At 65.6% G+C, this 22,638-nt stretch carries 23 protein-coding genes; 9 read left to right on the forward strand and 14 right to left on the reverse strand.

The genetic code is table 11. The annotated features are described in order from the left end of the window. Positions 1 to 121 precede the first annotated feature (121 nt). Positions 122 to 922: an AraC family transcriptional regulator gene (locus ACIPV6_RS06805; RefSeq protein WP_400270134.1), complete on the reverse strand. Its 801-nt coding sequence runs from the start codon at positions 920 to 922 to the stop codon at positions 122 to 124. 40 nt (positions 923 to 962) lie between these two features. On the opposite strand from ACIPV6_RS06805, the gene ACIPV6_RS06810 reads away from it, so the two are divergent. After that, complete coding sequence (locus ACIPV6_RS06810; protein WP_400270135.1) at positions 963 to 2,894, forward strand: ABC transporter transmembrane domain-containing protein; 1,932 nt, start codon at positions 963 to 965, stop codon at positions 2,892 to 2,894. 65 nt (positions 2,895 to 2,959) lie between these two features. Then, the gene (locus ACIPV6_RS06815; protein ID WP_400270164.1) at positions 2,960 to 4,681 is read left to right on the forward strand and encodes an ABC transporter ATP-binding protein; all 1,722 of its coding nucleotides are present in this window, start codon (positions 2,960 to 2,962) and stop codon (positions 4,679 to 4,681) included. A gap of 56 nt (positions 4,682 to 4,737) precedes the next feature. On the opposite strand, the gene ACIPV6_RS06820 is transcribed toward ACIPV6_RS06815, so the two are convergent. The 4 genes from ACIPV6_RS06820 to ACIPV6_RS06835 are packed head-to-tail and all read right to left on the reverse strand — an operon-like array spanning position 4,738 to position 7,299. Continuing rightward, positions 4,738 to 5,712: a spermidine synthase gene (locus ACIPV6_RS06820; RefSeq protein ID WP_400270136.1), complete on the reverse strand. Its 975-nt coding sequence runs from the start codon at positions 5,710 to 5,712 to the stop codon at positions 4,738 to 4,740. Positions 5,713 to 5,763: 51 nt separating this feature from the next. Next, the gene (locus ACIPV6_RS06825) at positions 5,764 to 6,255 is read right to left on the reverse strand and encodes a GNAT family N-acetyltransferase (RefSeq protein ID WP_400270137.1); all 492 of its coding nucleotides are present in this window, start codon (positions 6,253 to 6,255) and stop codon (positions 5,764 to 5,766) included. Then, positions 6,255 to 6,926 (reverse strand): O-methyltransferase, encoded by a 672-nt coding sequence (locus tag ACIPV6_RS06830; protein ID WP_400270138.1) that lies wholly within the window; start codon positions 6,924 to 6,926, stop codon positions 6,255 to 6,257. The genes ACIPV6_RS06825 and ACIPV6_RS06830 overlap by 1 nt, the downstream gene beginning before the upstream one ends. 40 nt (positions 6,927 to 6,966) lie before the next feature. Beyond that, on the reverse strand, positions 6,967 to 7,299 hold the full coding sequence (locus tag ACIPV6_RS06835; RefSeq protein ID WP_400270139.1) for an MTH1187 family thiamine-binding protein: 333 nt from the start codon (positions 7,297 to 7,299) through the stop codon (positions 6,967 to 6,969). A gap of 92 nt (positions 7,300 to 7,391) precedes the next feature. Here ACIPV6_RS06835 and ACIPV6_RS06840 point away from each other — a divergent pair, with 92 nt between their 5' ends. After that, positions 7,392 to 8,021 (forward strand): TetR/AcrR family transcriptional regulator, encoded by a 630-nt coding sequence (locus tag ACIPV6_RS06840; protein WP_400270140.1) that lies wholly within the window; start codon positions 7,392 to 7,394, stop codon positions 8,019 to 8,021. Here the strand turns inward: ACIPV6_RS06840 and ACIPV6_RS06845 are convergent. The 4 genes from ACIPV6_RS06845 to ACIPV6_RS06860 are packed head-to-tail and all read right to left on the reverse strand — an operon-like array spanning position 8,018 to position 10,445. Then, positions 8,018 to 8,329, reverse strand: coding sequence for an AzlD domain-containing protein (locus ACIPV6_RS06845; protein WP_397324958.1), 312 nt, complete (start codon positions 8,327 to 8,329; stop codon positions 8,018 to 8,020). The genes ACIPV6_RS06840 and ACIPV6_RS06845 overlap by 4 nt on opposite strands. Next, on the reverse strand, positions 8,326 to 9,093 hold the full coding sequence (locus ACIPV6_RS06850) for an AzlC family ABC transporter permease (protein WP_400270141.1): 768 nt from the start codon (positions 9,091 to 9,093) through the stop codon (positions 8,326 to 8,328). Before ACIPV6_RS06850 ends, ACIPV6_RS06845 begins: the two co-directional genes overlap by 4 nt. Then, positions 9,075 to 9,509, reverse strand: a complete 435-nt coding sequence (locus ACIPV6_RS06855; protein WP_400270142.1) for a hypothetical protein — start codon at positions 9,507 to 9,509, stop codon at positions 9,075 to 9,077. Before ACIPV6_RS06855 ends, ACIPV6_RS06850 begins: the two co-directional genes overlap by 19 nt. Positions 9,510 to 9,554: 45 nt before the next feature. After that, positions 9,555 to 10,445, reverse strand: a complete 891-nt coding sequence (locus tag ACIPV6_RS06860) for a glycerophosphodiester phosphodiesterase (protein ID WP_400270143.1) — start codon at positions 10,443 to 10,445, stop codon at positions 9,555 to 9,557. Positions 10,446 to 10,494: 49 nt separating this feature from the next. Between ACIPV6_RS06860 and ACIPV6_RS06865 the strand changes: the two genes are divergently transcribed. Continuing rightward, positions 10,495 to 11,850 carry a DUF445 domain-containing protein gene (locus ACIPV6_RS06865; RefSeq protein WP_400270144.1) on the forward strand — a complete coding sequence of 452 codons (1,356 nt, stop codon included), beginning with the start codon at positions 10,495 to 10,497 and terminating at the stop codon, positions 11,848 to 11,850. A 56-nt stretch (positions 11,851 to 11,906) separates the two neighbouring features. Here the strand turns inward: ACIPV6_RS06865 and ACIPV6_RS06870 are convergent, their stop codons facing one another. From ACIPV6_RS06870 to ACIPV6_RS06880, 3 genes are read right to left on the reverse strand one after another with little or no spacing between them, the layout of a single operon-like run. Then, positions 11,907 to 12,683: an allophanate hydrolase gene (locus ACIPV6_RS06870; protein WP_400270145.1), complete on the reverse strand. Its 777-nt coding sequence runs from the start codon at positions 12,681 to 12,683 to the stop codon at positions 11,907 to 11,909. A gap of 33 nt (positions 12,684 to 12,716) precedes the next feature. After that, entirely contained in the window at positions 12,717 to 13,466 is a 750-nt protein-coding gene (locus ACIPV6_RS06875; RefSeq protein ID WP_400270146.1) for a LamB/YcsF family protein, read from the reverse strand. After that, on the reverse strand, positions 13,450 to 14,256 hold the full coding sequence (locus ACIPV6_RS06880) for a hypothetical protein (RefSeq protein WP_400270147.1): 807 nt from the start codon (positions 14,254 to 14,256) through the stop codon (positions 13,450 to 13,452). Before ACIPV6_RS06880 ends, ACIPV6_RS06875 begins: the two co-directional genes overlap by 17 nt. Positions 14,257 to 14,345: 89 nt before the next feature. On the opposite strand from ACIPV6_RS06880, the gene ACIPV6_RS06885 reads away from it, so the two are divergent. After that, positions 14,346 to 14,513, forward strand: coding sequence for a hypothetical protein (locus ACIPV6_RS06885; RefSeq protein WP_397324939.1), 168 nt, complete (start codon positions 14,346 to 14,348; stop codon positions 14,511 to 14,513). A 68-nt stretch (positions 14,514 to 14,581) separates the two neighbouring features. After that, entirely contained in the window at positions 14,582 to 15,904 is a 1,323-nt protein-coding gene (locus ACIPV6_RS06890) for an MFS transporter (protein ID WP_400270148.1), read from the forward strand. Between the two features lie 1,026 nt (positions 15,905 to 16,930). Here ACIPV6_RS06890 and ACIPV6_RS06895 read toward each other — a convergent pair. Then, on the reverse strand, positions 16,931 to 17,917 hold the full coding sequence (locus ACIPV6_RS06895; protein WP_400270149.1) for a LacI family DNA-binding transcriptional regulator: 987 nt from the start codon (positions 17,915 to 17,917) through the stop codon (positions 16,931 to 16,933). A 307-nt stretch (positions 17,918 to 18,224) separates the two neighbouring features. Further along, positions 18,225 to 19,286 carry an NAD(P)-dependent alcohol dehydrogenase gene (locus ACIPV6_RS06900; protein WP_400270150.1) on the reverse strand — a complete coding sequence of 354 codons (1,062 nt, stop codon included), beginning with the start codon at positions 19,284 to 19,286 and terminating at the stop codon, positions 18,225 to 18,227. Positions 19,287 to 19,403: 117 nt separating this feature from the next. On the opposite strand from ACIPV6_RS06900, the gene ACIPV6_RS06905 reads away from it, so the two are divergent. The 3 genes from ACIPV6_RS06905 to ACIPV6_RS06915 all read left to right on the forward strand — a co-directional run bounded on the left by ACIPV6_RS06905 (position 19,404) and on the right by ACIPV6_RS06915 (position 22,391). Beyond that, positions 19,404 to 20,312, forward strand: coding sequence for an AraC family transcriptional regulator (locus ACIPV6_RS06905; RefSeq protein WP_400270151.1), 909 nt, complete (start codon positions 19,404 to 19,406; stop codon positions 20,310 to 20,312). Positions 20,313 to 20,448: 136 nt separating this feature from the next. Next, positions 20,449 to 21,591: a Gfo/Idh/MocA family oxidoreductase gene (locus tag ACIPV6_RS06910; RefSeq protein ID WP_400270152.1), complete on the forward strand. Its 1,143-nt coding sequence runs from the start codon at positions 20,449 to 20,451 to the stop codon at positions 21,589 to 21,591. Then, positions 21,588 to 22,391, forward strand: a complete 804-nt coding sequence (locus tag ACIPV6_RS06915) for a TIM barrel protein (RefSeq protein WP_400270153.1) — start codon at positions 21,588 to 21,590, stop codon at positions 22,389 to 22,391. Before ACIPV6_RS06910 ends, ACIPV6_RS06915 begins: the two co-directional genes overlap by 4 nt. Positions 22,392 to 22,638 lie beyond the last annotated feature (247 nt).

Consider the following 22,638-nt stretch of genomic DNA (forward strand, 5'->3'; position numbering starts at 1 on the left):
TGCTCAGGGGAGGTTGGAGGTCTCCCGTTGCAGTCGAGACGCGATGAGGGTGCTGTCGTCGAACTGTCGAAGTTAGGTATACCTACCCTAACAACGGCTTTCCGCATTGAACCCGTGATTTCTATTCGGAACCGGCCAAGGACTGATGGTTTCCGGCCTTAAGCGAAGCCACATACCACCCTGGAGTGTGCCCCATCACTTTCCGGAACACTTGCACGAAGGCGCTCGGATTGTTGTAGCCCACCCGCCGGCTGACCGAAGAAACCGGATACCCGGCAGCCAACAGACCCAAAGCCACGCGCACGCGCGCATGGATCCGCCACTGGGCAAACGTCATGCCGGTCTCCTTGTGGAACAGGCGGGACAGGTTGCGGACACTGATGGCCACTTCTGCACCCCACTCCTCCAGGGAACGGTCCAGGGCGGGATCGTCCAGGAGCGCCCGGGCAATCCTTTCCAACCGGGGGTCCGAGGGCATGGGCAGCAGCATGGGCCGGGCGTCCACCACATCCAGCAGCGCGATGGCCAACTGCTCCGAACGCTCACGCAACTCCGGCTCCATGTCGAAAGTCCGCATATGCCGCAAAAGTTCCTGCGCCACCGTCGGGACCGTCACTGCCACAGTCCGGCTGTCCAGCGGCGCCGCGACGTCCGCGTCTATGTGCGAACAGAAGAAGCCCGTCCCTTCGGTCGACTTCACCGCGTGCGGGACTCCCGCCGGAATCCAGAGGCCCAGAGTGGCCGGAACCGCGAAGAACGCCGCGTCAGCTTCAACTGTCAGCACCCCGCGGGCACCCCACAACAGTTCGTGGGTGGGGTGCACGTGTTCCGTCCACGTGGCCGGAGTGGCGCATTCGAAGTACGCAGTGTAAACACCACGGACCGTCGGCTGTCCGGAATGCGATAGAGCTTGGCGGGTCATGGAGCCTTCTTGAAGTTAGGTGAGCCTTACCATGGTAAGCATGCCTTCCAGTACCGCCATGCCGTCCTGCCCACCCGGGCGTAACAAGCAAACCCCGTGGAAGGCCTCCCGCCTCTTCAGCTACTCCCTCTTCGGAAACCGCCGCTGGAAGTATGTGGTGGTCGGTTGCGCGGGCCTGACGCTGCACCAAATCAGCGAGGCTCTGGTGCCAACCACCATCGGCGCCGTGGTGGACAACGCGATTACACCGCACGACGGCGGCGCCCTCCTGTGGTGGCTCGGCGCACTGGCCGCAGTGTTCATCGTGCTGGCCCTGTCCTGGCGCATAGGAACGCTTGCCACCATGCGTTCCTTCTCCTACGGCTCGCACGACCTCCGGCAACTCGTGGTGGAACGGACGCTGCATCCGCGGGGTATGGCGGCTCGTCGTGCGCCGGGTGAAATCGTGGCCATTGCCTCTTCGGATGCGGACAGGGTTGCCGGATTGGCGTGGCTCATCGGCGGCGGCCTGGCTTCCACCGCCGGCGTGGTCACCTCGGCAGTGACCCTCTTGCTCATTTCCGTGCCCCTGGGATTGGCCGTACTGCTGGCCACGCCCCTGATGCTGTTGGTCATGCACCGGCTCACCAAACCGCTGGAAGACCGCAGCGACGTGGAACAGTCGACGGCGGCCCGCGCCGGAGCCCTTGCGACAGACTTCATCACGGGGTCGCGTCCGTTGAAGGGACTGGGGGCCGAAGATGCTGCCATTGCCAGGTACCGGGCGGCCAGCCAGAGCTCGTTGGTATCGGCTTTGAAGGCCATCCGTGCGAAGAGTGCGTTCACGGGGGCAAGCACGGCAATGTCCGCGGCCTTCCTGGCGGGCATCGCGTTCTTCGCCGCATGGTTCGCCGTGCAGGGCAGCATCACGGTGGGGCAACTGGTGGCCGTGGTGGGAGTGGCCCAGTTCGTCCAGGGCCCCATGGCGGCGCTGGGGTTCCTCAGTGTGGAACTGGCCCGGAAGCGGGCGTCGGCGGCGCGGATTGCTGTGCTGCTTGGCGAGGCTGAGGCGGTGCCGGGGGTGGGCGCTGCGTTGGGTGTTGCTGCTGCGCCGGTTGTTGCGGGGGCACCTGTTGCTGCTGCGCCGGTTGTTGCGGGGTCACCGGTTGCTGCTGCGCCGGTTGCTGGCGCAACCGGGCGCGGGGTTCGGGCGCCGGATGTTGCGGGGGCACCTGTTGCTGGCGCAACCGGGCGCGGGGTTGGGTCACCGGTTGCTGCTGCGCCGGTTGCTGGCACAACCGAGCCCGGGGTTGGCTTCCCGCTTCTTGAGGTTCGTCCTTCACCCGGGGCACGCTTTCCCGCATTCTCCGCTTCCGCAGGTGACATCGTGGGCGTGGTCCTTCCCGATGGCCTCCAAGCCAGGCAGCTGGTGGATACCCTCGGTTGCCGGATTCCAGCGCCACCGGGCCTCGTAGCCATAGACGGCCTGGATGCCGCGGAGTTGGATCCCTCTCACGCGCGGTCGCGCGTGTTTGCCGACAGCCACGACGGTGTCCTGTTCCGCGGCACGGTGCGGCAGAACGTCGCGGTTGCCGACGCTGAACTGGATGATCGCGCCTTCGCGGCTGCCGCCGTCGTCGATTTTGTCTCGCAACTGCCGGAAGGAGCCGAAACCATGCTGACCGGACACGGGCAAAGCCTCTCCGGCGGGCAGCGGCAGCGTTTGGTGCTGGGGCGCTCGCTTCATCAACAGCAACCAGTGCTGGTGCTGCATGACCCCACCACCGCCGTCGATACCGCTACCGAAGCCGTCATTGCGGATGGCCTGCGGAACTTTCCGGACAAGGCGCTGGTCCTCGTGACCACGAGTCCTACGCTGCTTGCCGTGTGCCACCGGGTGGTATTGGGCACGGCGGACGGGCCGCCCGAGACGGGGTCGCACCGTGAACTGCTGGCGACGTCCGCCAACTACCGTGCGGTGGTGGGATCGTGAGCACTAATGGATCCCTGAACGCAGACATCCTGCCCATCGCCACGCCCCGCGAGACCCGCAGGGCCATGTGGAAATTGCTGGCCCAGCGGCCCGGCCGGCTGGCGTTGACTGTGCTGGTACTGTTGGCCGCGTCCTGCTGTGGGCTGGCCGCACCGGCGATCCTGGGCATCATGGTCAACATCGCGGCCAGCGGCGGCGAGGTGCTTTCCCTGTTGTGGCTGGCCATCGGACTCCTGGCGGCCGGTGGCGCGGGTGCGCTGCTCGGAATCCTGGGCCAGAACCTTTTGGCCAGGATCTGTGAGGAAGCCTTGGCCGGACTACGCGAGGAAGTGTTCGCCGCTGCCGTCCGGAAGCCGCTCGCGCAGCTGGAGAAGGCAGGCATCGGAGATGTCGTGGCCCGCGTGTCTGGTGATGTGGAGGCCGTGAGTGAAGCAATCTCCGGCGTGCTTCCGGCATTCACCAGCGCCGCGTTCACCATAGTGGTCACCCTGCTGGGCTTGGGCGTGATCGATTGGCGCTTCGCCGTGGCCGTCCTGGTTGCCGCCCCGCTGCAGATCTTCACGCTCCGTTGGTTCCTGAAGCGGACTGCCCCCATCTACCGGACGGTCCGGATCACCGAAGCCAACCGGACCGAACAGATCATCGAGACCGTGCACGGCTCGCAGTCCGTTCTGGCACTCGGCTTGGGCGATCGGCACGCGGAATTGGTGGCGGCGGCTTCGCGGGAAACCATCGGCCACTCCCTGCGCGGCGTCAGCTACCTCACGCGCTTCTACAACCGCCTCAACCTTGCCGAACTACTTGGCCTGTCTGCGGTGTTGGCGGTCGGCTTCTGGCTGCATGCCGAGGGTGTGGTGACCATCGGAGCAGCCACGGCGGCCGCACTGTACTTCTACCGGCTGTTCGATCCGATCGGCATGGTCCTTGGCCAGTTCGATGAACTGCAAAAGGCCGCCGCCGGACTCGGGCGGATGTTCGGGTTGACACGGGGTTCCGCCGCCGGAGAAGCCGGCCGGCCCGTCGTCGAACGTCCGGCGGTGGGACCGGCGTCGGACGCCGTGGTCCTGGACAAGCTGACGTTCAGCTACTCCGGACAGCGCCCGGCACTCACCGGCGTCTCGCTGCGCGTGGCGGCCGGGGAACGCGTGGCTATTGTCGGCACGTCCGGCGCGGGGAAAACCACGTTGGCCAAGGTCATCATGGGACTCGAAAAGCCCGACGGCGGACGGGTGCTGGTGGGCGGAATCGATGCGGTCGCCGCTTCTGGGGCTGAACTGCACCAGCGGGTCGCCATGGTCAGCCAGGAAGTCCACGTGTTCTCCGGAACGCTCGCGGAGGACCTTCGGCTCGCCAAGCCCGGCGCCTCGACAGACGAGTTGCGGAGCGTCCTGCGGGATGTGGGCGCTGGCTGGCATGAAATGCTCGACGACGGCTTGGAGACTTTCGTAGGTGCCGGTGGCCACCAACTCACGCCGGAACAGGCCCAGCAACTCGCCTTGGCACGGCTGATGCTCAAGGATCCGCCCATCGCCGTCCTCGATGAAGCCACGGCGGAAGCAGGCACCGGCTCGGCAACCATGCTGGACCAAGCCGCCGACGCTGCCTTGGCCGGGCGCACGTCTGTGGTGATCGCGCACAGGCTCTCCCAGGCGGCAACTGCCGACAGTGTGGTGGTCATGGACCAGGGACGGATCGTCGAATCGGGTTCGCACCAGGAGCTGCTGGCGGGCGGTGGCCGGTATGCCCAGCTTTGGGAAGCGTGGAACACGTCCCTGAGCCGGACCTAGGGCTCCGGGTACGCGCAGGCGAGTGCAACGCCGCGCTGGGAAGCCCAGCGCGGCGTCTACGATTCAGGCGTCTGGGCCGTTTCGGGCGTAGCGGCCGTTTCAGGCGTAGCGGCCGTTTCGGGCGTAGCGGCTGGATCGTGCCGCACCGGGGTTCCGGCCGCGAACGCACGGACCTGGGCGTCGCTCCAGATGTGCGCGGGAACCGCGCCGCCAAGGAGCCTGCGGGCAAGGCCGGGATCGTCGCCGAAAGGAACGTGGCTGCCGGCCATGATCATGTTGCCGTAGCGCCTGCCCTTGAGCATGGGCGGATCAGCGATGATCAGCGTGTGTTCGAACGTGTCAGCGATGGTGGCGGCGTCGGCCCGTGCGTTCTTGAGGTCCGGGGCGTCGCCGGAGTTAACCACGTACAGTCCGTCGGGCGCAAGGACGGCGTCCGCATGGGCGTTGAACTCGCGGGTTGTCAGGGCGCGCGGCGTGAAGGCGCCGGCGAAGACGTCACGGATGATGAGGTCGCGGGTGTCCGGAGTGAGCTGCTCCGTCACCTGGCGGGCCTCCCCCACCCGGATCCGGAGCAGTGGGGCCTTGGGAAGGTCGAACCAGCCGCGGACATACTCGGCGAGCTTTCCGTCGAGTTCCACCACTACCTGGCGGGCATCGGGGTAGGCGGCGTTGAAATACCTGGCCATGGAGCACGCTCCCCCGCCCAAGTGGAGGGCCCGGAGCTTGGGCTTGGTTTCGCGCGGCCACCGGGACTCCACGAGTGCAGCGATCCAGCGCATGTACTCGAAGTCGAGGAACAACGGGTCGGCGAGGTCGATATGCGAGCTCAGCACGCCATTGATCTTCAGGAGCCAGCCATTGCCGTGGTCGGGATCCGGCAGGAGTTCGCAGTCACCGGTGTCTATGTAGTACACGCCGGCGACTGGACCATCAGGGCGTGTGCCCTCGGGCACCTCGATGACCGCCGCCGTCGACCTTTGCGCTCCGAAACTGCCGGACCTGCCTGACTTGCCTTTCCTGGATTTGGTCACTGGATCCGCCCTGCGTCAGTCATGGTTCCAGCCTAGTGGAGGGCAGGGCGGCTAGCTGCGGACCATCCTGTGCTCAGGCAAGGAGTACCAGGACGGATCGCACAGTTGCCGCCTTCCGTCGGGCACAAAGCCGTTGCGCCGGTAGAAGCCCTGGGCCCGCGGATTATCGTCAAGGACCCACAAGTATGCAGGCCCGTTGCCGAGCAGGGCATCCACCAGCGCCTGGCCCACGCCGCGGCCATGGACGTACTGCAGGGTGTACAGCATGAACAGTTCCACCTCGCAGGGGCTGTCCTCGTCCCTGCCCGGCCCCGACGCAGCGATGCCCACGAGTTCCCCGTCAGGCCCGTGGGCGAGCATCCTCCGGTGGCCTGCGGCAATATATTCCCGGTACCGCATAATCCTGTCCGGCAGGGCAGCTTCCTGCTTGGCGAAGAACTCCGGCGGCAGCAAGTGGCCGTAGCTCTCCCGCCAGGCCTGGACGTGCATGATCGCCATTGCCTCGGCGTCATCAACCACTGCAGCGCGGAGGCTGAAATCCATCAGCGCACCCGCGATATCGCGAAGCCGTCCCAGCCCTTGCTGCCCACCGTCTGGATGGCGGTGGAGTCCAGCCGGGGATCCTGGCCCAGCATGTCCAACGCCCGGATGATGCCAGGCGCATTCACTTCGTCGCGTTCAGGTTCCAGGATGGAGCCGTCCCAAATGACGTTGTCGATCACGATCACCGTGCCGGGATGTCCCAGCCGGATGGCCCAATCGAGGTAGTTCGAATCGTTTTCCTTGTCGGCATCGATGAAAACGAAGTCGAACGGTTCTTCGGCCGCCAAGGTGGGCAGCGTGTCCAGGGCAGCCCCCACCCGGATGTCCACCTTGTGGCCCACCCCGGCGGCGTCGAGGTTGGCGCGGGCCACGTCGGCATGCTTCTGGAGGTATTCGCACGTGACCAGGCGGCCGTCGTCGGGCAGTCCCTGGGCCATCCACATACTGCTGAAGCCGGCCAGCGTACCGATCTCAAGGACCCGGCGCGCGCCGGACACCTGGACCAGCATCTTCAGCAGCTTCCCCGCATTGGGAGCGACTTCGATGGCCGGCATGCCCGCCTCGACGGCGGACGTCAACGCCCGTTCGTGGGCAGGGTCCGGACGCACGACGACGTCAGTCAAGTAACGCTCCACCTCAACCCAACCGGGCTCGGTCACGTGTTCAATCATGCGCCCCAGTCTTGCACCCGGCGCTGCCGTGCGGAAGGAACTACGCCTGGTTCTTGAGCGCGCCCTCGAGCCGTTCCACCTTGCCGGCCAGTTCACCCGAGTAGCCCGGACGGATATCTGCCTTGATCACCAGGGATACCCGGCTGCCATAGCGCCCAACCGCCTCGGTGGCGCGTTTGACGACATCGAAAACTTCGTCCCATTCACCCTCGATGGTGGTGAACATGGAGTCTGTCTGGTTGGGAAGTCCGGACTCCCTGACAATCTTCACCGCGGCCGCGACGGCGTCGTGCACCGAGGCGTCTGCGTTGGGTGAGTCGTTGGGAGCGGAAGCGGGCTGGCCCGAAGGGGCTACTGAGAATGCAAGCAACATGAAAACCAGTGTTTCACGTACCGGTTTGTCATATAACGGCCTACTCCCGCGTAACCACTGGGGATCAGCGCTCCATTGCTAGTCTGGGCTGCATGGAACTGCCCTCCGAACGCAAGCCCCTCAGGGCCGACGCTGCACGCAATGTGGACAAGATCATCACCGCGGCACGTCAGTGTTTCCGTGAACACGGCCCCGAAGTGCCCTTGCAGACCATTGCCGCGACGGCCGGGGTAGGTCCCGCAACGCTTTTCCGTAACTTCTCCGACAAAGAACAACTGGTGCTTTCCGCCCTGTCCCGCGAGCTTCGCCAGCACGCGGATCCGGTAGCCCAGGAGGCCCTGGACGGCATGGACGCCGCCGAAGGGCTCATGAAACTCATCGACGCCGTGATGCGCGTGGCGAGCGATGAAGCCAACCTGCTGAGCGCCGTCGCCGGCCGCCGCGGACTCCTGGTGGGCATCACCCGAAGCCTCATCGACACCATGGCCACGCTGCTGGAACGCGGACAGGGACAGGGCTCCCTGCGCCGTGACATCACTATCGAAGACATGGTGCGGCTCGTGGCAATGCTCATCGGTTCAGTGGACACCATGGAACCCGGTTCTGAAGCGTGGAAGCGTCCTCTGGCCCTGGTTGAAGACGCCATCCGCACCGAGCGCCCTTCGCGCCCACTGCCGGAACAATCGGACATTCCGGGCGTTTCCTTCAGCCAAGCCGTCTAGCCCCAGCCGATCAGCCGCAGCAGGGCCGCCGCGGCTGCCCCGGAGATCACCACCACCAGGAACGGCGCCCGGAGCAAAAGCGCGACGGCGGCAGCAACCAGGGCGCCCATGCGGGCGTCGAGCACCAAACCCTGCCCTGAAGCGACGGCATTGACCACGGTCAGCGACGCCAGCAGGCCAATGGTCATGGTTCCCGCGATGTGCATGATCCGTGGGCTCTTCAACAGCTTTGCGGGGACAAAGTAGCCCACCAGCTTTGTCAAGTAGGCCAGCGCACACGCGATGGCGATCCACAGCCAAAGATTCATTCCACGCCGCCTTCCTGCCGCGCCCGGCTGTCCAGGCCCTTGCTTTCCGGGTACGGATCAATGTCCGGTTCCAGGCCCTCATCCATGCGGGCGTGGCTGAACCAGCCGATCACCCCGGCCACCAGCGCCGCCACCAGGATGGGAACGCCGGAGGGGACAAACGGGACTGCCAGGATGGTGGCAAGTGCGCACGCTGCAGCAATAGCCCATGGTTCCCGGCCCTTCAAGCGCGGCCACAGAAGTGCGAGGAAAGCGGCAACCGCGGCTCCATCGAGGCCCCACTGCTTCGGGTCGCCCATGGCATCACCTGCAAGTGCTCCGATCGCCGTGAAGATATTCCACAAGACGAATATTCCAATGCCTGCGGTCCAAAATCCCCTGCGCTGCTCGTCCACGTCCGATTGGCCGGACGCCGTGGCCGTGGACTCGTCAATGGTGATGTGCGCCGAGACGTAGCGCTTCCACCCACCAGGACGCAGCATCGCGTTGATCTGCATGCCGTATATGCCGTTCCTGAGGCCGAGGAGGGCGCTGGCCGTCATCGCTGCCACGCCGGAGCCGCCGCCTGCCACTACGCCAATGAACGCGAACTGCGAGCCACCACTGAACAACAGCAGGCTCAGCACCATGGTCTGCCAGAAATCGAAACCGGAAGCCACGGACAAGGCTCCGAAGGAAACTCCGTACAGGCCCGTCGCAATGCTCAGTGAAAGAGCGATCTTGAAGGCTGGTGAATCCTTGAGCTTCACTTCCGCAAACTCCATGACCACAGGATCAGGGGAATCTGCAACGGCAGGCGCAGGGTATGGATCCGTCGCTCCTTCTGTGAACCGTACGGACCATAGGCGCGTCGCAGCGCATCAATATGCCCGGCCAGGAATGCTGCGAACATCGCGGTGGTACCGTCGGCGGCAGCCTTGCGGGTAGCGGGAATCAACAGGCCGACGGCGGCGGTCACCTCCAGCAACCCGGAGGAGGCGATCCATTCCTCGCGGGACATAACTGCCAAGGGACCGTTCGGAGCACCACCCGGCTCGTCATTCCGGCACAAGTATTCCGGCACAACGGGGTTGTAAAACGAGGGTGTCCGGAAGTGCTTCATGGCGCTGGCCATCAGTAGGGCGCTCAAAGCTATGGCTGAGAGGGTATGTGTTGCCTTGGGTGACCAGCGAAGTGACATGAGACCACTCAATCACAACGGCCGCGACACCCGCCAAAGTTTCGTCTATCTGCTGGGCACGCTCAACTGTGCCAGGACCTGTGCGGGCCGGTTGGTGGTGATCTCGTGGATGCCCAAGCCCTGGCAGAGGGCAACGTCCTTTTCGGAGTCCACTGTCCACACCCGGAAAATGCGCCCGGCATCCAACCAGCGCTGCACGTTCCGGGCATGTTCCCGCACATAGTCGATGCCCGGACCTGCGATGCCGGCCTCGCCCTCGTCCAGGACCCGCTCGGCTTCCTGCTGGGCTGCCTTCATGACGTTGGCGACGGCGCCGGCCGTGATGGGTCCCAGTCCCAGCCCGTCGCGCAGTTCCCGGACCGTGAAGTTGTCCACCAACTGGCAAACGTGCTCAGCAGGTACCTCTTCCAGCAGGCGCTGCACGGAATCCGTGTCGAAACTCATGAAGGAAACCTGGATGTTGTCCACGCGCGAATCCGCCGGCGTCCAGCCCTCGGCGACCAGCAGATCCAGCACCCGCTCCTCAAGCTTCAGCTGGTAGGGGCTGGGGTGCTTGAGCTCAATGGCCAGGCCGATCCCACGGTCGGCTCCGCGAAGGATATCCAGGAGTTCGGGCAACGTGAGGAACTGGTCCGCGATCCCACCGTAGGCCTCGGGAATCCGGGCACCCTTCCATGACGAGAAGTCCAGCGCACGCAGTTCTTCCAGGGTCTTGTCCGCCACAGGGCCGGTGCCGTTCGAGGTGCGGTCCAGATTGGCATCGTGCAGCAACACCACGTGCTGGTCACGGGTGAGGTGGACATCGCACTCCACCCCGTCGGCGCCATCGGCGATGGCCTTCAGGTATGCGGCACGAGTGTGCTCGGCGAAGGCAGCACTGGCACCGCGGTGCGCGTAGACCTTTGGGCGCGGGGAGTCGAAGGATTCACTGGTCATGCAGCCACGGTAGCCCACGCGCCTGCACGCACAGCGCTAGTCTGGGCTAATGCAGGTGAACTCTGAACAAATCCCAGCCGAAGACGTCACCAACCCGCCCCAACCAGCCCCCACAACAGGTACGGGTACCCCCAAAGCGCGTTCCGCCGTCGTCGGTCTTTCCGATGGTGACCTGGAGAAGGCGGCCGCGCTGCGCCGCATGAAACAGCTGGCGTTGTCCCTGCTGCTGGTCATGGCCGTGATCTTCCTGTTCGCGTTTGCGCTGCAGAAGCAGTACCCGTGGCTCGAGTACGTCCGGGCCGCGGCCGAGGGCGGCATGGTGGGTGCGTTGGCCGACTGGTTCGCGGTCACGGCGCTGTTCAGGTACCCCATGGGTCTCAAGATCCCCCACACCGCCATCATTCCCCGCCGTAAGGACCAGATCGGTGAATCCCTCAGCGATTTCGTGGAGAGCAACTTCCTCTCGCAGGAAGTGGTGCAGGACAAGCTCGCCAGCATCGACATCGCGCGGAAGGCCGGCACCTGGTTGTCCAGCCCCGGTGGCCCGGAGCGCGTGGCCAAGGAAGGGGGCGCCCTCATCCGCGGCGCGTTCACCGTCCTTAATGACGACGACGTCCAGGCAGTGATCGAGGGGCTGGTCCGCAAGCATCTGCTCACCCCTCCCTGGGGCCCGCCCGTGGGACGCATGGCTGAGCGGATCTTCGCCGACGGGCACCACCACAAGCTCGTGGACCTGCTGGTGGACCGGGCCGCGGACTGGGTGGATGCCAACCACAACACGGTCAACCGGCTCGTCTCGGACCGCTCGCCGGTGTGGGTGCCCACGTTCGTGGACGGGCTGGTGGGTGACAAGGTGTACGTGGAGCTCCTGAAGTTCGTCCGCGCAGTCCAGAACGACCCCAACCACCAGGTCCGCCAATCCATTGACACGTACCTGACCGACCTCGCCCAGGACCTGCAGCACGACCCCGCCATGATCGAGCGGGCCGAGGCCATCAAGGCCCAGATCCTGGGCGATCCCGAGGTCCGCGAACTGGCCTCCCGCACGTGGGGAACCGTCAAGAATGCACTGCTGACCGCCGTCGACGATCCCAACAGCGAACTGAGCCAACGGTTCAAGAGCGCCGTGCGCGATTTCGGCACCCGGCTGGTCAACGACGCCGAACTGGCGGGGAAGGTCAACGCCTGGATCGGAGATGCTGCCGGATACCTCGTGAACACCTACCGCTCGGACATTGCGGGCGTCATCTCGGACACGGTTGCCCGCTGGGACGCCGAGGAAACGTCGCAGAAGATCGAGCTGCAAGTGGGCAAGGACCTCCAATACATCCGGATCAACGGCACCGTGGTGGGCGCCCTGGCCGGACTCTTGATCTTCACGGTGGCGCATTTGATTTTCGGGTAGGTCCTGCGGATTTTCTCACCAAAGCCCAATCTTGAGAAAATCCGGGGCCGCCATTCTCACCCCAGCAGATGCACCATCTGCCCGGGCCGGGCCTGCCCCAGGGAATCCAGGTCCTCGTCCCGCACCACGGCGATCACCGGCGATTCGCTCGTTGCCGGATGGTCCGCCAGGGCGATGACAGGAAGGCCCGACGGCGGCAGCAGGACCGAGCCGGCCACCAGGGGTTGGGTGCCGGGTGCCGGAGACCCGTCGAGGGTCAGCGGCCGTCCGGCCAGCCGGGCGCCTACGCGGTCCGACTCCGGCGAGAGAGTCCACGGTTCCGTAGTCAAGCGAAGCCACGTGCCGGCGTCGTACGTTTGCGCGTCCGGTCCGGGCGAAACCCTGGCCACCACGGGCCGTTCCGCATCCAGGGCACGCCGGGCGGGCTGGTTCACGGAGGGGAAGCCGTGTCCGTGGGGCCTGCCGAACGCAAGGGTGCGGCCGGTATGGAGGGCATCGGGCTGGGGCTCGATCCCGCCCTGCACGGCAAGGTAGTAACGGATCCCGAACAGTGCACGTCCGAATTCCAGCACGGCCCCTGGAGCCACCCGCACGGTTTTGTTCATGGTGAGCTCGGAACCGTTGAGCCTGACCAGGCCTTCGGCGCCCGTCACGGCAATAGCGGTTCCCGTCACGAACCTCAGCCGGAGGCCGCCCACCAACGCTTCAAGGCAAGGGGCCGAATCGTGGTTTCCCAGCAAGGCGTTGGCCAAAGCGGGGGATGCGCGGTCCAGGGCCCTGTCCGGCGGCACTACGAGGGTCAACGCGCCGGGATCCATCACTATGGCACTCATCGGGCCTCCTTTGGCTGCAGTCCGAACACCAGACTAGGCGAACGCCTGGATCTCCACACCCGCCTTTTCGAGGCCGTTGCGGACGGCTGCCGCCATCTCGACGGCGCCGGGCGTATCGCCGTGGATGCAGAGGGAATCGGCCTTCACGGAGACCACGGTTCCGTCCTGTGCCACCACTTCGCCGCGGGTTGCGATCCGCACGGCTTGGGCCACTACCTCGGCGGGATCGTGCAAGACGGCGCCTTCCTGCGAGCGCGGCACGAGCGTCCCGTCAGCAAGGTAGGCCCGGTCCACAAAGGCCTCGCGGAACACGGGGTGCCCGGATTCCTCGGCGAGGTTCAGCCAAGCGGAGTCCGGCAAGCCGAGCACCGGGAGCCCGGGATCATAAGCGTGGACAGCGGCAACCACGGCTTCCGCCTGCTCCGGATCGTGGACGATCCGGTTGTAAAGGGCACCGTGCGGCTTCACGTAGTCCACGGAGGCACCGACGGCGTGGGCCACTCCATCCAACGCACCGAGTTGGTAGAGGACGTCGCCGAAAAGTTCATCGAAGCTCATGTCCAGCGAGCGCCTGCCGAAGCCGGCAAGGTCCCGGTAACCGACGTGTGCGCCCACCCGGACATCGAGGTCGAACGCGGCCCGGCAACTGTCCAGCATGGTTAGCGGGTCTCCGGCGTGGAATCCGCAGGCTACGTTGGCGCTGCTGACGATGCGGAACATCGATGCGTCGTCGCCCATGGTCCACGAGCCGAACGACTCTCCGAGGTCAGCGTTGAGGTCCACTGGTACCGCCTTCCAGAATGGGGTTTTTCGTATTGGTCGGCAGCAACTCACCGGGAACGGTTGCGGGCAGGGCGCCGAAAGCTTCCTTGGCGGTGGCGATGACTGCCCGGCCCATCATGAGGTTGCCGGCCCCGCCCACCACGGCGCCAACCCCGAAGGGCAGCGCCCGGCCCAGGAACGCCGAGCCCTGCTTCTTCACAAGGTTCTTCAGGAATGCCCGTTGGATCGCGTCCCGGATGACACCGAATCCACTGCCCGGAATCTTCTTTGTCAGCGTCCGCCCCCACGCGTGGGTCACACCTTTGCCGCGGCCCAGCGATTGGCCGCTCAGCGCACCCAGCAACGAGGTCCCTTCCTCGCCGAGCATGATGGCCATGACCATGGTGCGCGCGCGTTCGGGGTCGGTGAGCCGGATGCCGTGCAGTTCGGCAAGCGATGACGCGTACAGTGCGGTGGTCTCCAGGAATCCAACGGTGGCCAGGGCGGAGAGACCCAGCGACGCTGCGGTTCCCAGGCCAGGCACGACGGCGATGGCACCTACCCCGGCTCCCCCACCTGCCACTGCGGTCAGGTAGTCGCGTTCCAGCTTGGCGGCCAGCTGATCTGGCGTCGCGTTGGGGTGCCTGCGCTGCATCCTCCTCAGGTTCGCGAGGACCAGCGGGCGCTGTACTTCGACGGCTTTCAGCAGCACGTTGTGGACGCCTGGTTTGGTGTTGCCTTGGGCGTCGAACACTGCGTTGTGGGCTGTTTCCTGGGCGATTCGTACCGCCGGGTTGGGTCGCTTCGGCATGATCACAGCCTATGCCACAAGATAGAGCCCCGGCGTAGACTGGGGGCATTCACGGAAGCAAGTCCACCCACGGACAGGGAGTATCCGTAATGAGCGCAACCGACAAGCCAGAGCACGTCATCAGGCACCACACCGACGCCCCGGCCGAAGGCGAGACGGACGGTTGGGTGGCGCACGACGTCGGCCTCCACAGCCAGGATCCCGCCGAAGGTCCGGATATTGACGACGGCGACGCCCCGCCGTCGGGCGCTTCATAACTGACGCTCCTCCGGTACCCGCGCGGGCGCCCCTCCCCCGCCGGCTTTCCCAGGTCTAGGCTGGAGTGATGGTGGCTCTGAGGGCGCTGCGTCCTTTCGCGCACCGGGAATTCCGTGTGCTGATTTCCGCGTTGTCCATCTCGATTTTCGGCTCCGGCATGTGGGCCGTCGCCATGGTCTACGAGGTGATCCACCTTGGTGGGGGTCCGCTGGAACTGTCCTTGGTGGCAACGGCAGCGAGCATCGGCCTGGTGGCATTCGTCCTGGTGGGCGGGATCGCGGCCGACCGTTTTCCGCAGCGCCTGCTGATCATCGCGGTTGAGGGTGCCAACCTCGCCGTCATCGCCACGGTCTCCCTGCTGGCCATGCTCAACGTCCTGCAGTTGTGGCACCTGGCTTTGGGAGCCTTCGTGCTGGGCGTTGGTCAGGCGTTCTTCTTTCCTGCCTACTCGGCCATCCTGCCCCGAATACTGCCCGCCGAGGACCTTTTGGCCGCGAACGGGATGGAAGGGACCGTCCGGCCTATCCTTCAGCAGGCCGCTGGTCCTGCCCTGGCCGGCATTATTGTGGCGTCTTTGTCGCCGGCGTTTGCCGTGGCCGGGGTTGCCGTGTGCCACTTCCTGGCCTTCGGCATCCTTAATTTCCTGGGCAGGCAAACCTTGGACGCCCGCGAAGTGGCTCCGGCTGAGGGGATGGCGCTGGCTGAGGGCCCCACCAAGTCGTCCTTCTTCTTCGATCTCAAGGAGGGGTTCACCTACACGCTGCGAACCCCGTGGTTGCTCTGGACACTCATTTGGGCGTGCCTGTCCGTGCTGTTCCTGATCGGTCCCATCGAGGTGCTGTTGCCGTTCGTGGTCCGGGACCAGTTGGGTGGCGACTCAAGGATGTTCGGATTCCTGCTGGCCATCATGGGCGTCGGCAGCGCTGTCGCTTCGCTGACCACGGCGTCCTTCCCCTTGCCACGGCGCTACCTCACGGTGATGGTGGTGACGTGGGGACTGGGAAGCCTTCCCGTTGCTGCGATCGGCTTTATCACCGAGTTCTGGTGGTTGGGCGCGGCGATGGTGGTGTTCGGCGTGACCGAGGGAATAGGCGTGGTTATCTGGGGAACCCTGCTGCAACGGCGTGTGCCTCCGCATCTGCTGGGCCGGATATCCAGCCTCGATTTCTTCGTCTCGCTGGCTTTGATGCCCGTGTCCATGGCCTTGGCCGGTCCGGTTGCCGAGGTGGTGCCGATCTGGCTGATCTTCTTCGTGGGCGGCTTGGTTTGCCCGATCATGGCGTTCATCGCGCTCTTCGCGGCGCACATGGGCACCGACGAGATCGCCCATCCGCTGACCTCGGACACGGTTTCGGCCTCATCTCCTGGCAGCCAGCCGGACGCTGTGTAGGGGCGCTTCCTGCCCCTGCACCCCCACACTCCGGCACACACCACACGCACGATTACCCGCCCCATGCACCCGCACCCGCCCTGCGCACCCACACGGCACACCTATCGCACCCATAACCGCTCTACGCACCCGTAAGAATGGGGGCGATCAGCGGAAACGGGCGCGCACCACACAGCACACCCACCGCACCCGCAGCCGCCCTACGCACCCGCAGCCGCCCTACGCACCCACACGGAACTCCTATCGCACCCATAATCGCCCTACGCACCCGTAAGAAAGGGTGCGAACGGCGCAAACGGATGCGCACCACACATCACACCCCCCAGGCACCCACACCCGCCCTGCGCACCCACACGGAACTCCTAGCGCACCCGCAGCCGCTCCACGCACCCGTAAGAAAGGGTGCGATCGGCGGAAACGGGTGCGCACCACACAGCACACACCCCACGCACGATTACCCGCCCTACGCACCCGCAGCCGCCCTGCGCACCCACACGGAACTCCTAGCGCACCCGCAGCCGCTCCACGCACCCGTAAGAAAGGGGGCGATCGGCGGAAACGGGCGCGCCCCCACACAGCACACCCCCTGCGCACCACACGGCTCACCCATCGCACCCTCTACCGCTCCACGCACCCGTAAGAAAGGGTGCGAACGGCGCAAACGGGCGCGCACCACACAGCACACCCCCAGGCACGATTACCCGCCCATGCACCCGCACCCGCCCTGCGCACCACACGGCTCACCCATCGCACCCTCTACCGCTCCACGTACCCGTAAGAATGGGGGCGATCGGCGGAAACGGGTGCGCCCCCACAGCACACACCCCATGCTCCCGCACCCGCCCTGCGCGCCCACACAGCACACACCCCATGCACCCACACCCGCCCTGCGCACCACACGGCTCACCCATCGCACCCTCTACCGCTCCACGCACCCGCCCTGCGCACCCACACGGAACTCCTATCGCACCCGTAAGAAAGGGGGCGATCGGCGGAAACGGGCGCGCCCGGACTCCGCGGGCGCGCCTACGGTCGAGCTGGGCCGGTGGTGCTCCGAACCACCAGGTGCGGGGTCCGTACCTGGTGCGCGGCCGGCGTCGGGCTTTCCAGGCGGTCAATGGCGCGTTCGACGGCGGCACGCGCCAAGAGCGGTGCGTCCTGGCTGATCGAGGACAACCGGACGTAGCTTAGGCGCGCGAATTGGCTGTCGTCGTAGCCGAGGACCGAGACGTCCTCCGGGACGCGGAGTCCCACGGCCCTGAGGCTTTCCAGGACGCCTAGTGCGCAGCGGTCGTTGAAGGCGATGATGGCCGTGGGCGGGTCCGCGTGGAGCTCATGCCCGGCGCGCAGGCCGTCCTCTTCCGTTGGTCCCCCGGACACGATCCGGGGTTCCAGGCCCCGCCTGAGCATTTCTGCGCTGAAGGCCTCGCGGCGCTGTGGACCGGAAACGGTGCCGCCGCCGTCGACGTGCACAATCCGTTCGTGTCCCAGCGAGGTGAGGTGTTCGATCGCGATGCGGATTCCCTCGAAATCGTCGCTGCTGACGGAATCCAAGGCCTCGCCAACATCGTCCCGGAGGAGGCTGACCACGGGCACCCGCGCGGCATAGCCCGCCAGTTCGGGCTCTCCGAGCATGGGCGAGATCAGGATCAGGGCCTCGCAACCGAGGTCCAGGAGTGATTCGACGGCCCGCTGTTCGGGGCGGCCGTTGGCCACTGCGCTGAGGGCGATGTCATAACCGCGCTCAGTGGCGCCGGCGTAGGCCGCGTCCACGATTTCGGCATGGAAAGCGTGCGCCGTGGAGAAGCTGATGCCCAGGAGCCTGGTCCGGCTGCTGCGAAGGAGTCTGGCACGGCTATCCGGGCGGTATCCGAGCTGCCGGGCGGCTTCCTGGACTTTGAGCCGGGTGGCCTCGGACGCACCGGGAGCGTCGCGCATCACGATGGACACGAGCGCGCGGGAAACCCCGGCCGCTTCAGCGACGTCCATCAATGTGGGGCGTTTGCCTGCCATGTCCCTCCTCCGCCGGAGCCAGTCTATAGAACGATCCAAGACAGCCCCGCGCGGACCTTAAGACGTGCGGCCGGTCGCGACTCAGACGACCGACCGCACTTAGCCCGGTTATCCGCAGTGACGGCGCCCCGGGCGGGCCCCAGAACCCGCCACATCCATCACTGCTAACGCAACGTTGCCCGCGGAACTGCGTCGAAAAGGGCGACAACACAGATTGCGATGCAACGACATAGGCACTGGATATGTGCAGACCCCTCCTGAAACGTGACGGGTGGTTTCAAAAAAAGTTTTAGGAGGCGGATTCCGGTCAGCGGCCCGGGTAAACCACGGCCTTGAGCTGGCCCGCTTCCTTGCCTGCGCGCAATGCCTCCTCGGCCTCATCGAGACCGAATTTCCCGGTAACAAGGATGTCCAGGTCCACCTTGCCGTCAGCGAGGAGCTGGATCGCCAGGGGCCACGTGTTGGTGTAACGGAACACGCCGGACAGCCAGATCTCCCGGTTCTGGAAATGCGATACGGGGAGTTCCACGTCATCGGCGCCAAGGCCCACCAGGATGACGCGGCCCGCAGGCCCCACCGCCTTGATCCCGGAACGGACCGCGGCCGGTGCGCCGGAAGCGTCAATGAAGGCATCGACGTCGAGCCCTTCCACGCTGTCCGTCAGCGCGTTGAGCGCGTGGGTGGCACCATGCTCCAAGGCGAAGGCCAGACGGTCCAACGCGATGTCCGTGATGTGGATTTCGGTGGCCCCGAATGCCCGGGCCGCCTGCGCCGCGATAATGCCGATCGGTCCGGCACCGGCAATGAGGACCCTGCTTCCCGGTTTGACCTCCGCGCGCTGGCAGGCCCACAACCCCACGGACAGCGGCTCGATCAGGGCCGCGGCTTCATCGCTCACCGAGTCCGGGATGGCGTACGCGAAGTCGCTTTGGATGGCGACGTACTCGGCGAAAGCACCGTCAACCGGTGGGGTGGCGTAGAACTCCATGTCGGGGCACAGGTTGTACCGGCCGGCCTTGCACTGCGTGCAGCTCCGGCACGGCCGTTGAGGCTCGACGGCGACCCTCTCGCCGATGCGGGCGGGATCCACAGCGGTCCCGACGGCGGCAATCCGCCCCGACAATTCGTGGCCGAGGATCAGCGGATGCTCCACCACGAAATCACCGATCCGGCCGTGCTCGTAATAGTGGACGTCGCTGCCGCAGACGCCCACAGCGGCCACCTGGACCAGGACTTGGTCCGGCTGCAGCTGCGGAACGGGGAGTGTCGCCTGGCTCATCACTCCTTGCCGCTGCAGGACCGCGGCACGCATGGTGGCAGGCATTTGGGGGTGTTTCAGCAAGGGCGTCAGTGCACTTGGGATTGTCATTTCGGAGTTCCTTTGGCGGGTTGGATTTTCCTCAAGGCTAGGCAGCCGGGGCGGGGACGACTAGCGCCGGAAGTACGCCATACTGATACTTATTTGCCACAAGTCGGAAGGATTGCCGTGTCCGCTCGGATGCCTGCACTGCTCGCCAGCCGATTGGTAGGACGGCAGGCTGTGCGCGAAGTGGTGCCCGCCGATCCCCACCACTCCGTGCGCTGGCACCAGCACGATTACCCGGGCCCGTTGGCGCGCTGGAACTACCATCCCGAGTACGAGATCCACCTGACCAGGAAGGGTCCCGGCAAGTTCATCGTGGGCGACTACGTGGGCACGTTCGAGCCCGGCAATGTGGTGCTGGTTGGCCCCGGCCTCCCCCACGACTGGGTGAGCGATCTGAAGGCCGGCGAGGTCCTGGTGAACCGCGACGCCGTGATCCAGTTCGAGGGCGCGTGGGTTGATCAGGCGTCACTCGTGGTGCCTGAATTGGCGCAGATCAAGCCGCTGCTGGAAGAGTCGGCCCGCGGGATCGAATTCCTGGGAACTGCGGCTGTTGATGCCGCCCGGGCCATCGAGGCGATGGGAGCATCCACGGGCCTGCAACGTCTGCAGCACCTGGTGGGCCTGTTTGGGATCCTCGGTACGGCTCCTGCGGGTGAACGGCGCTATCTCGCGTCGGAATGGTTCCAACCGCAACTCGACGTGAAGGCCGCCGCGGTGGTGGACATCGTCCTCGAATACGTTTTCGCGCATCATGCCGGCCCCCTCTCCATGGGCGAAGCCGCTGCCTTGGTGGGAATGGGCGAGCCAGCCTTCTCCAAGTACTTCAAGCGGGCCACCGGGCAGAACTTCAGCGACCTCGTCAGGAAGCTGCGGCTCGCCCACGCCCGCCGGCTCCTTGAGCGGACTGACAAAGCAGTATCGGATATCTGCTACGAGGTTGGCTTCACCAATCTCTCCAACTTCAACCGGCACTTCCTCCGCGATACGGGCCAGACACCCAGGGAATTCCGACGGCGGCTGCGGGCCTAGGTGCGCGCGTTTGCCTTGGCCGCAGGAGCGACATCATGAGCACACGCGAAACTAGATCGATCTAGACGCCTCACCAAAAGCATGCCAGTATTGTCGAAACTAGAACGATCTAGTCGCCATGCACAAGGAGCCATCAATGACGTACCTCCAGCACCCGGTCGCGCAAGACCGGCCCGTTCGCATCGCCTTGATCGGCGCCGGGTGGATCGGCAAGTTCCATGCCGAGTCCATTGCACGGCGCATCCCGAATGCCCGGCTGGAGGCCATTGCCGACCCCGTCCTTCCGGCTGTCCAGGAACTCGCCACGAAGCTGGGCGTCACCAAGATCAGCACGGACGTAGCGGATGTCCTGGCCGATCCGGACGTGGACGCCGTCCTGGTCGCCTCACCCCTGCGCTTCCATTCCGAACTGATCGCAGCAGCAGCCCGCGCCGGCAAGGATGTCTTCTGCGAAAAGCCTGGTGGACGGACCATCGAGGAACTAGACGCAGCCATCGACGCAGCGGCGAGTGCCGGCGTCGTACTTCGCTTTGGCTTTAACCGCCGCTACTCAAGCGACTTCGCGGCAGCCCGGAAGCTGATCGACGACGGCGCGGTGGGCGTTCCACAACTGCTCCGCTCCCTTACCCGCGATCCCGGCACGGAAGCAGGCCTCAGCAACCCCGAACGGATCGCGCCCGGCACCATCTTCCTGGAAACCCTCATCCACGACTTCGACACACTGAACTGGTTGAACCCGGGCGCCGTTCCGGTCAGGGTCCACACCGTCGCCGATGCCCTGGTGGCACCCGAGGCGAAGGCGGGCGGCCTGCTGGACACCGCCGTCGTGACCGTCACGTACAGCAACGGCGCCATCGCGGTGGCGGAAGCGAACTTCAACGCGCTCTACGGCTACGACGTCCGCGGCGAGGTGTTCGGCTCCGCAGGCATGGTCACGGCCGGCACGCCACAAGCCACGAACGCCACCAGCTATACCGCCGCCGGCATCGCCTCGGACACCAGCCGGCTGAACATCCACCTCTTCCACGATGCCTACACGGACGAGCTCGCGCACTTCGCGGACGACGTCGCCGCGCGCCGCGGCTACGCCGGAGAACGTACGACGACGGCAGCCTCGCCCACCGTCGTGGCGCCGGGTGGGGTGGATGCGCGCAACGCCTTGGCCGTGGCACTCGCTGCGTTCCGGTCCTCGGAGACCGGGCTGCCCGTGGAAATTTCGAAGATCGCCGATGTCCGGGCCGCTGAGCCTGCCCTGGAAGTTCAGGGAGCACGCGCATGAGCTTCCGCCTGGCCGTCTGCGCCGAGATGGTTTACGGGGAACTGCCGCTCATTGATCGCGTTCGGCGGATCCATGACCAGGGCTTCGAAGTGGAACTGTGGGACACCCGGGGCCAGGACATTCCGGCCCTCGCTGGCACGGGCGCCCGGTTCTCCTCAATGAGCGGCTACTTTGGCGGGAGTGTCATCGACCCCACCAACGCCCACGAGGTCTTGGCCTCCGCGGAGAAGCTGATTCCAACGGCGCTGGAATTGGGTGTGGAACGGATGGTGGTGCACCCCGCGGAATTGGGCGAGGGCGGCCGGGCCGTCCGACCAACCCACCGCTCCACGGGAGAGATGTGGCTGACCGGACTCCGAACCTTGGAGAAACTCGGTGAGCTGGGCGCACAACATGGGATCACGTTCGCCCTGGAGAACCTCAACACCATCCTCGACCATCCCGGCATCCCGCTGGCCAGGGCCAAAGACACTTTGGCGCTGGTCCAGGCAGTGAACCACCCCAACGTCAAAATGATGCTGGATCTCTACCACGCACAGATCGGCGAGGGGAACCTGATCGAGCTTGTCCGGGCATCCCAGCCGTTCACCGGCGAAATCCAAGTGGCAGATGTTCCCGGCCGGTTCGAACCCGGAACCGGGGAGATCAACTATCCGGCCATTGCCAAGGCACTCCGCGACGCCGGATACACGGGCGTGATCGGGATGGAAGCGGGCGCGATCGGCGGGCAGGGCATCGAGGCCGGGGACGCAGCCCTGGCCGCCTTCCGCACGGCCTTCTCACCCATCTGTGAGTCTTGACAGTGGCTGGTCTGGGACTGGCTGGCAGGATGGGTGCCAGGCCGTTCCGCCTAGATGGATGTGACTCGCCACCCAACTGACCCTCATGGTGTCTTTCCCTAGACCTGTCAGTCCATCGGGGTGGTCCGGCCGGCACCTGTCCGGCCCACCTCGGTAGCTTGATCAGAAGATTGTCCGCCCCTTTTGCGGGGCGTGACCCGTCACAGTGCTGTTCCTTGGTGACCTCTACCCGGACTGGTACCGGCCG

Source organism: Paenarthrobacter sp. NPDC089988, assembly GCF_044748465.1.
Classification (GTDB): domain Bacteria; phylum Actinomycetota; class Actinomycetes; order Actinomycetales; family Micrococcaceae; genus Arthrobacter.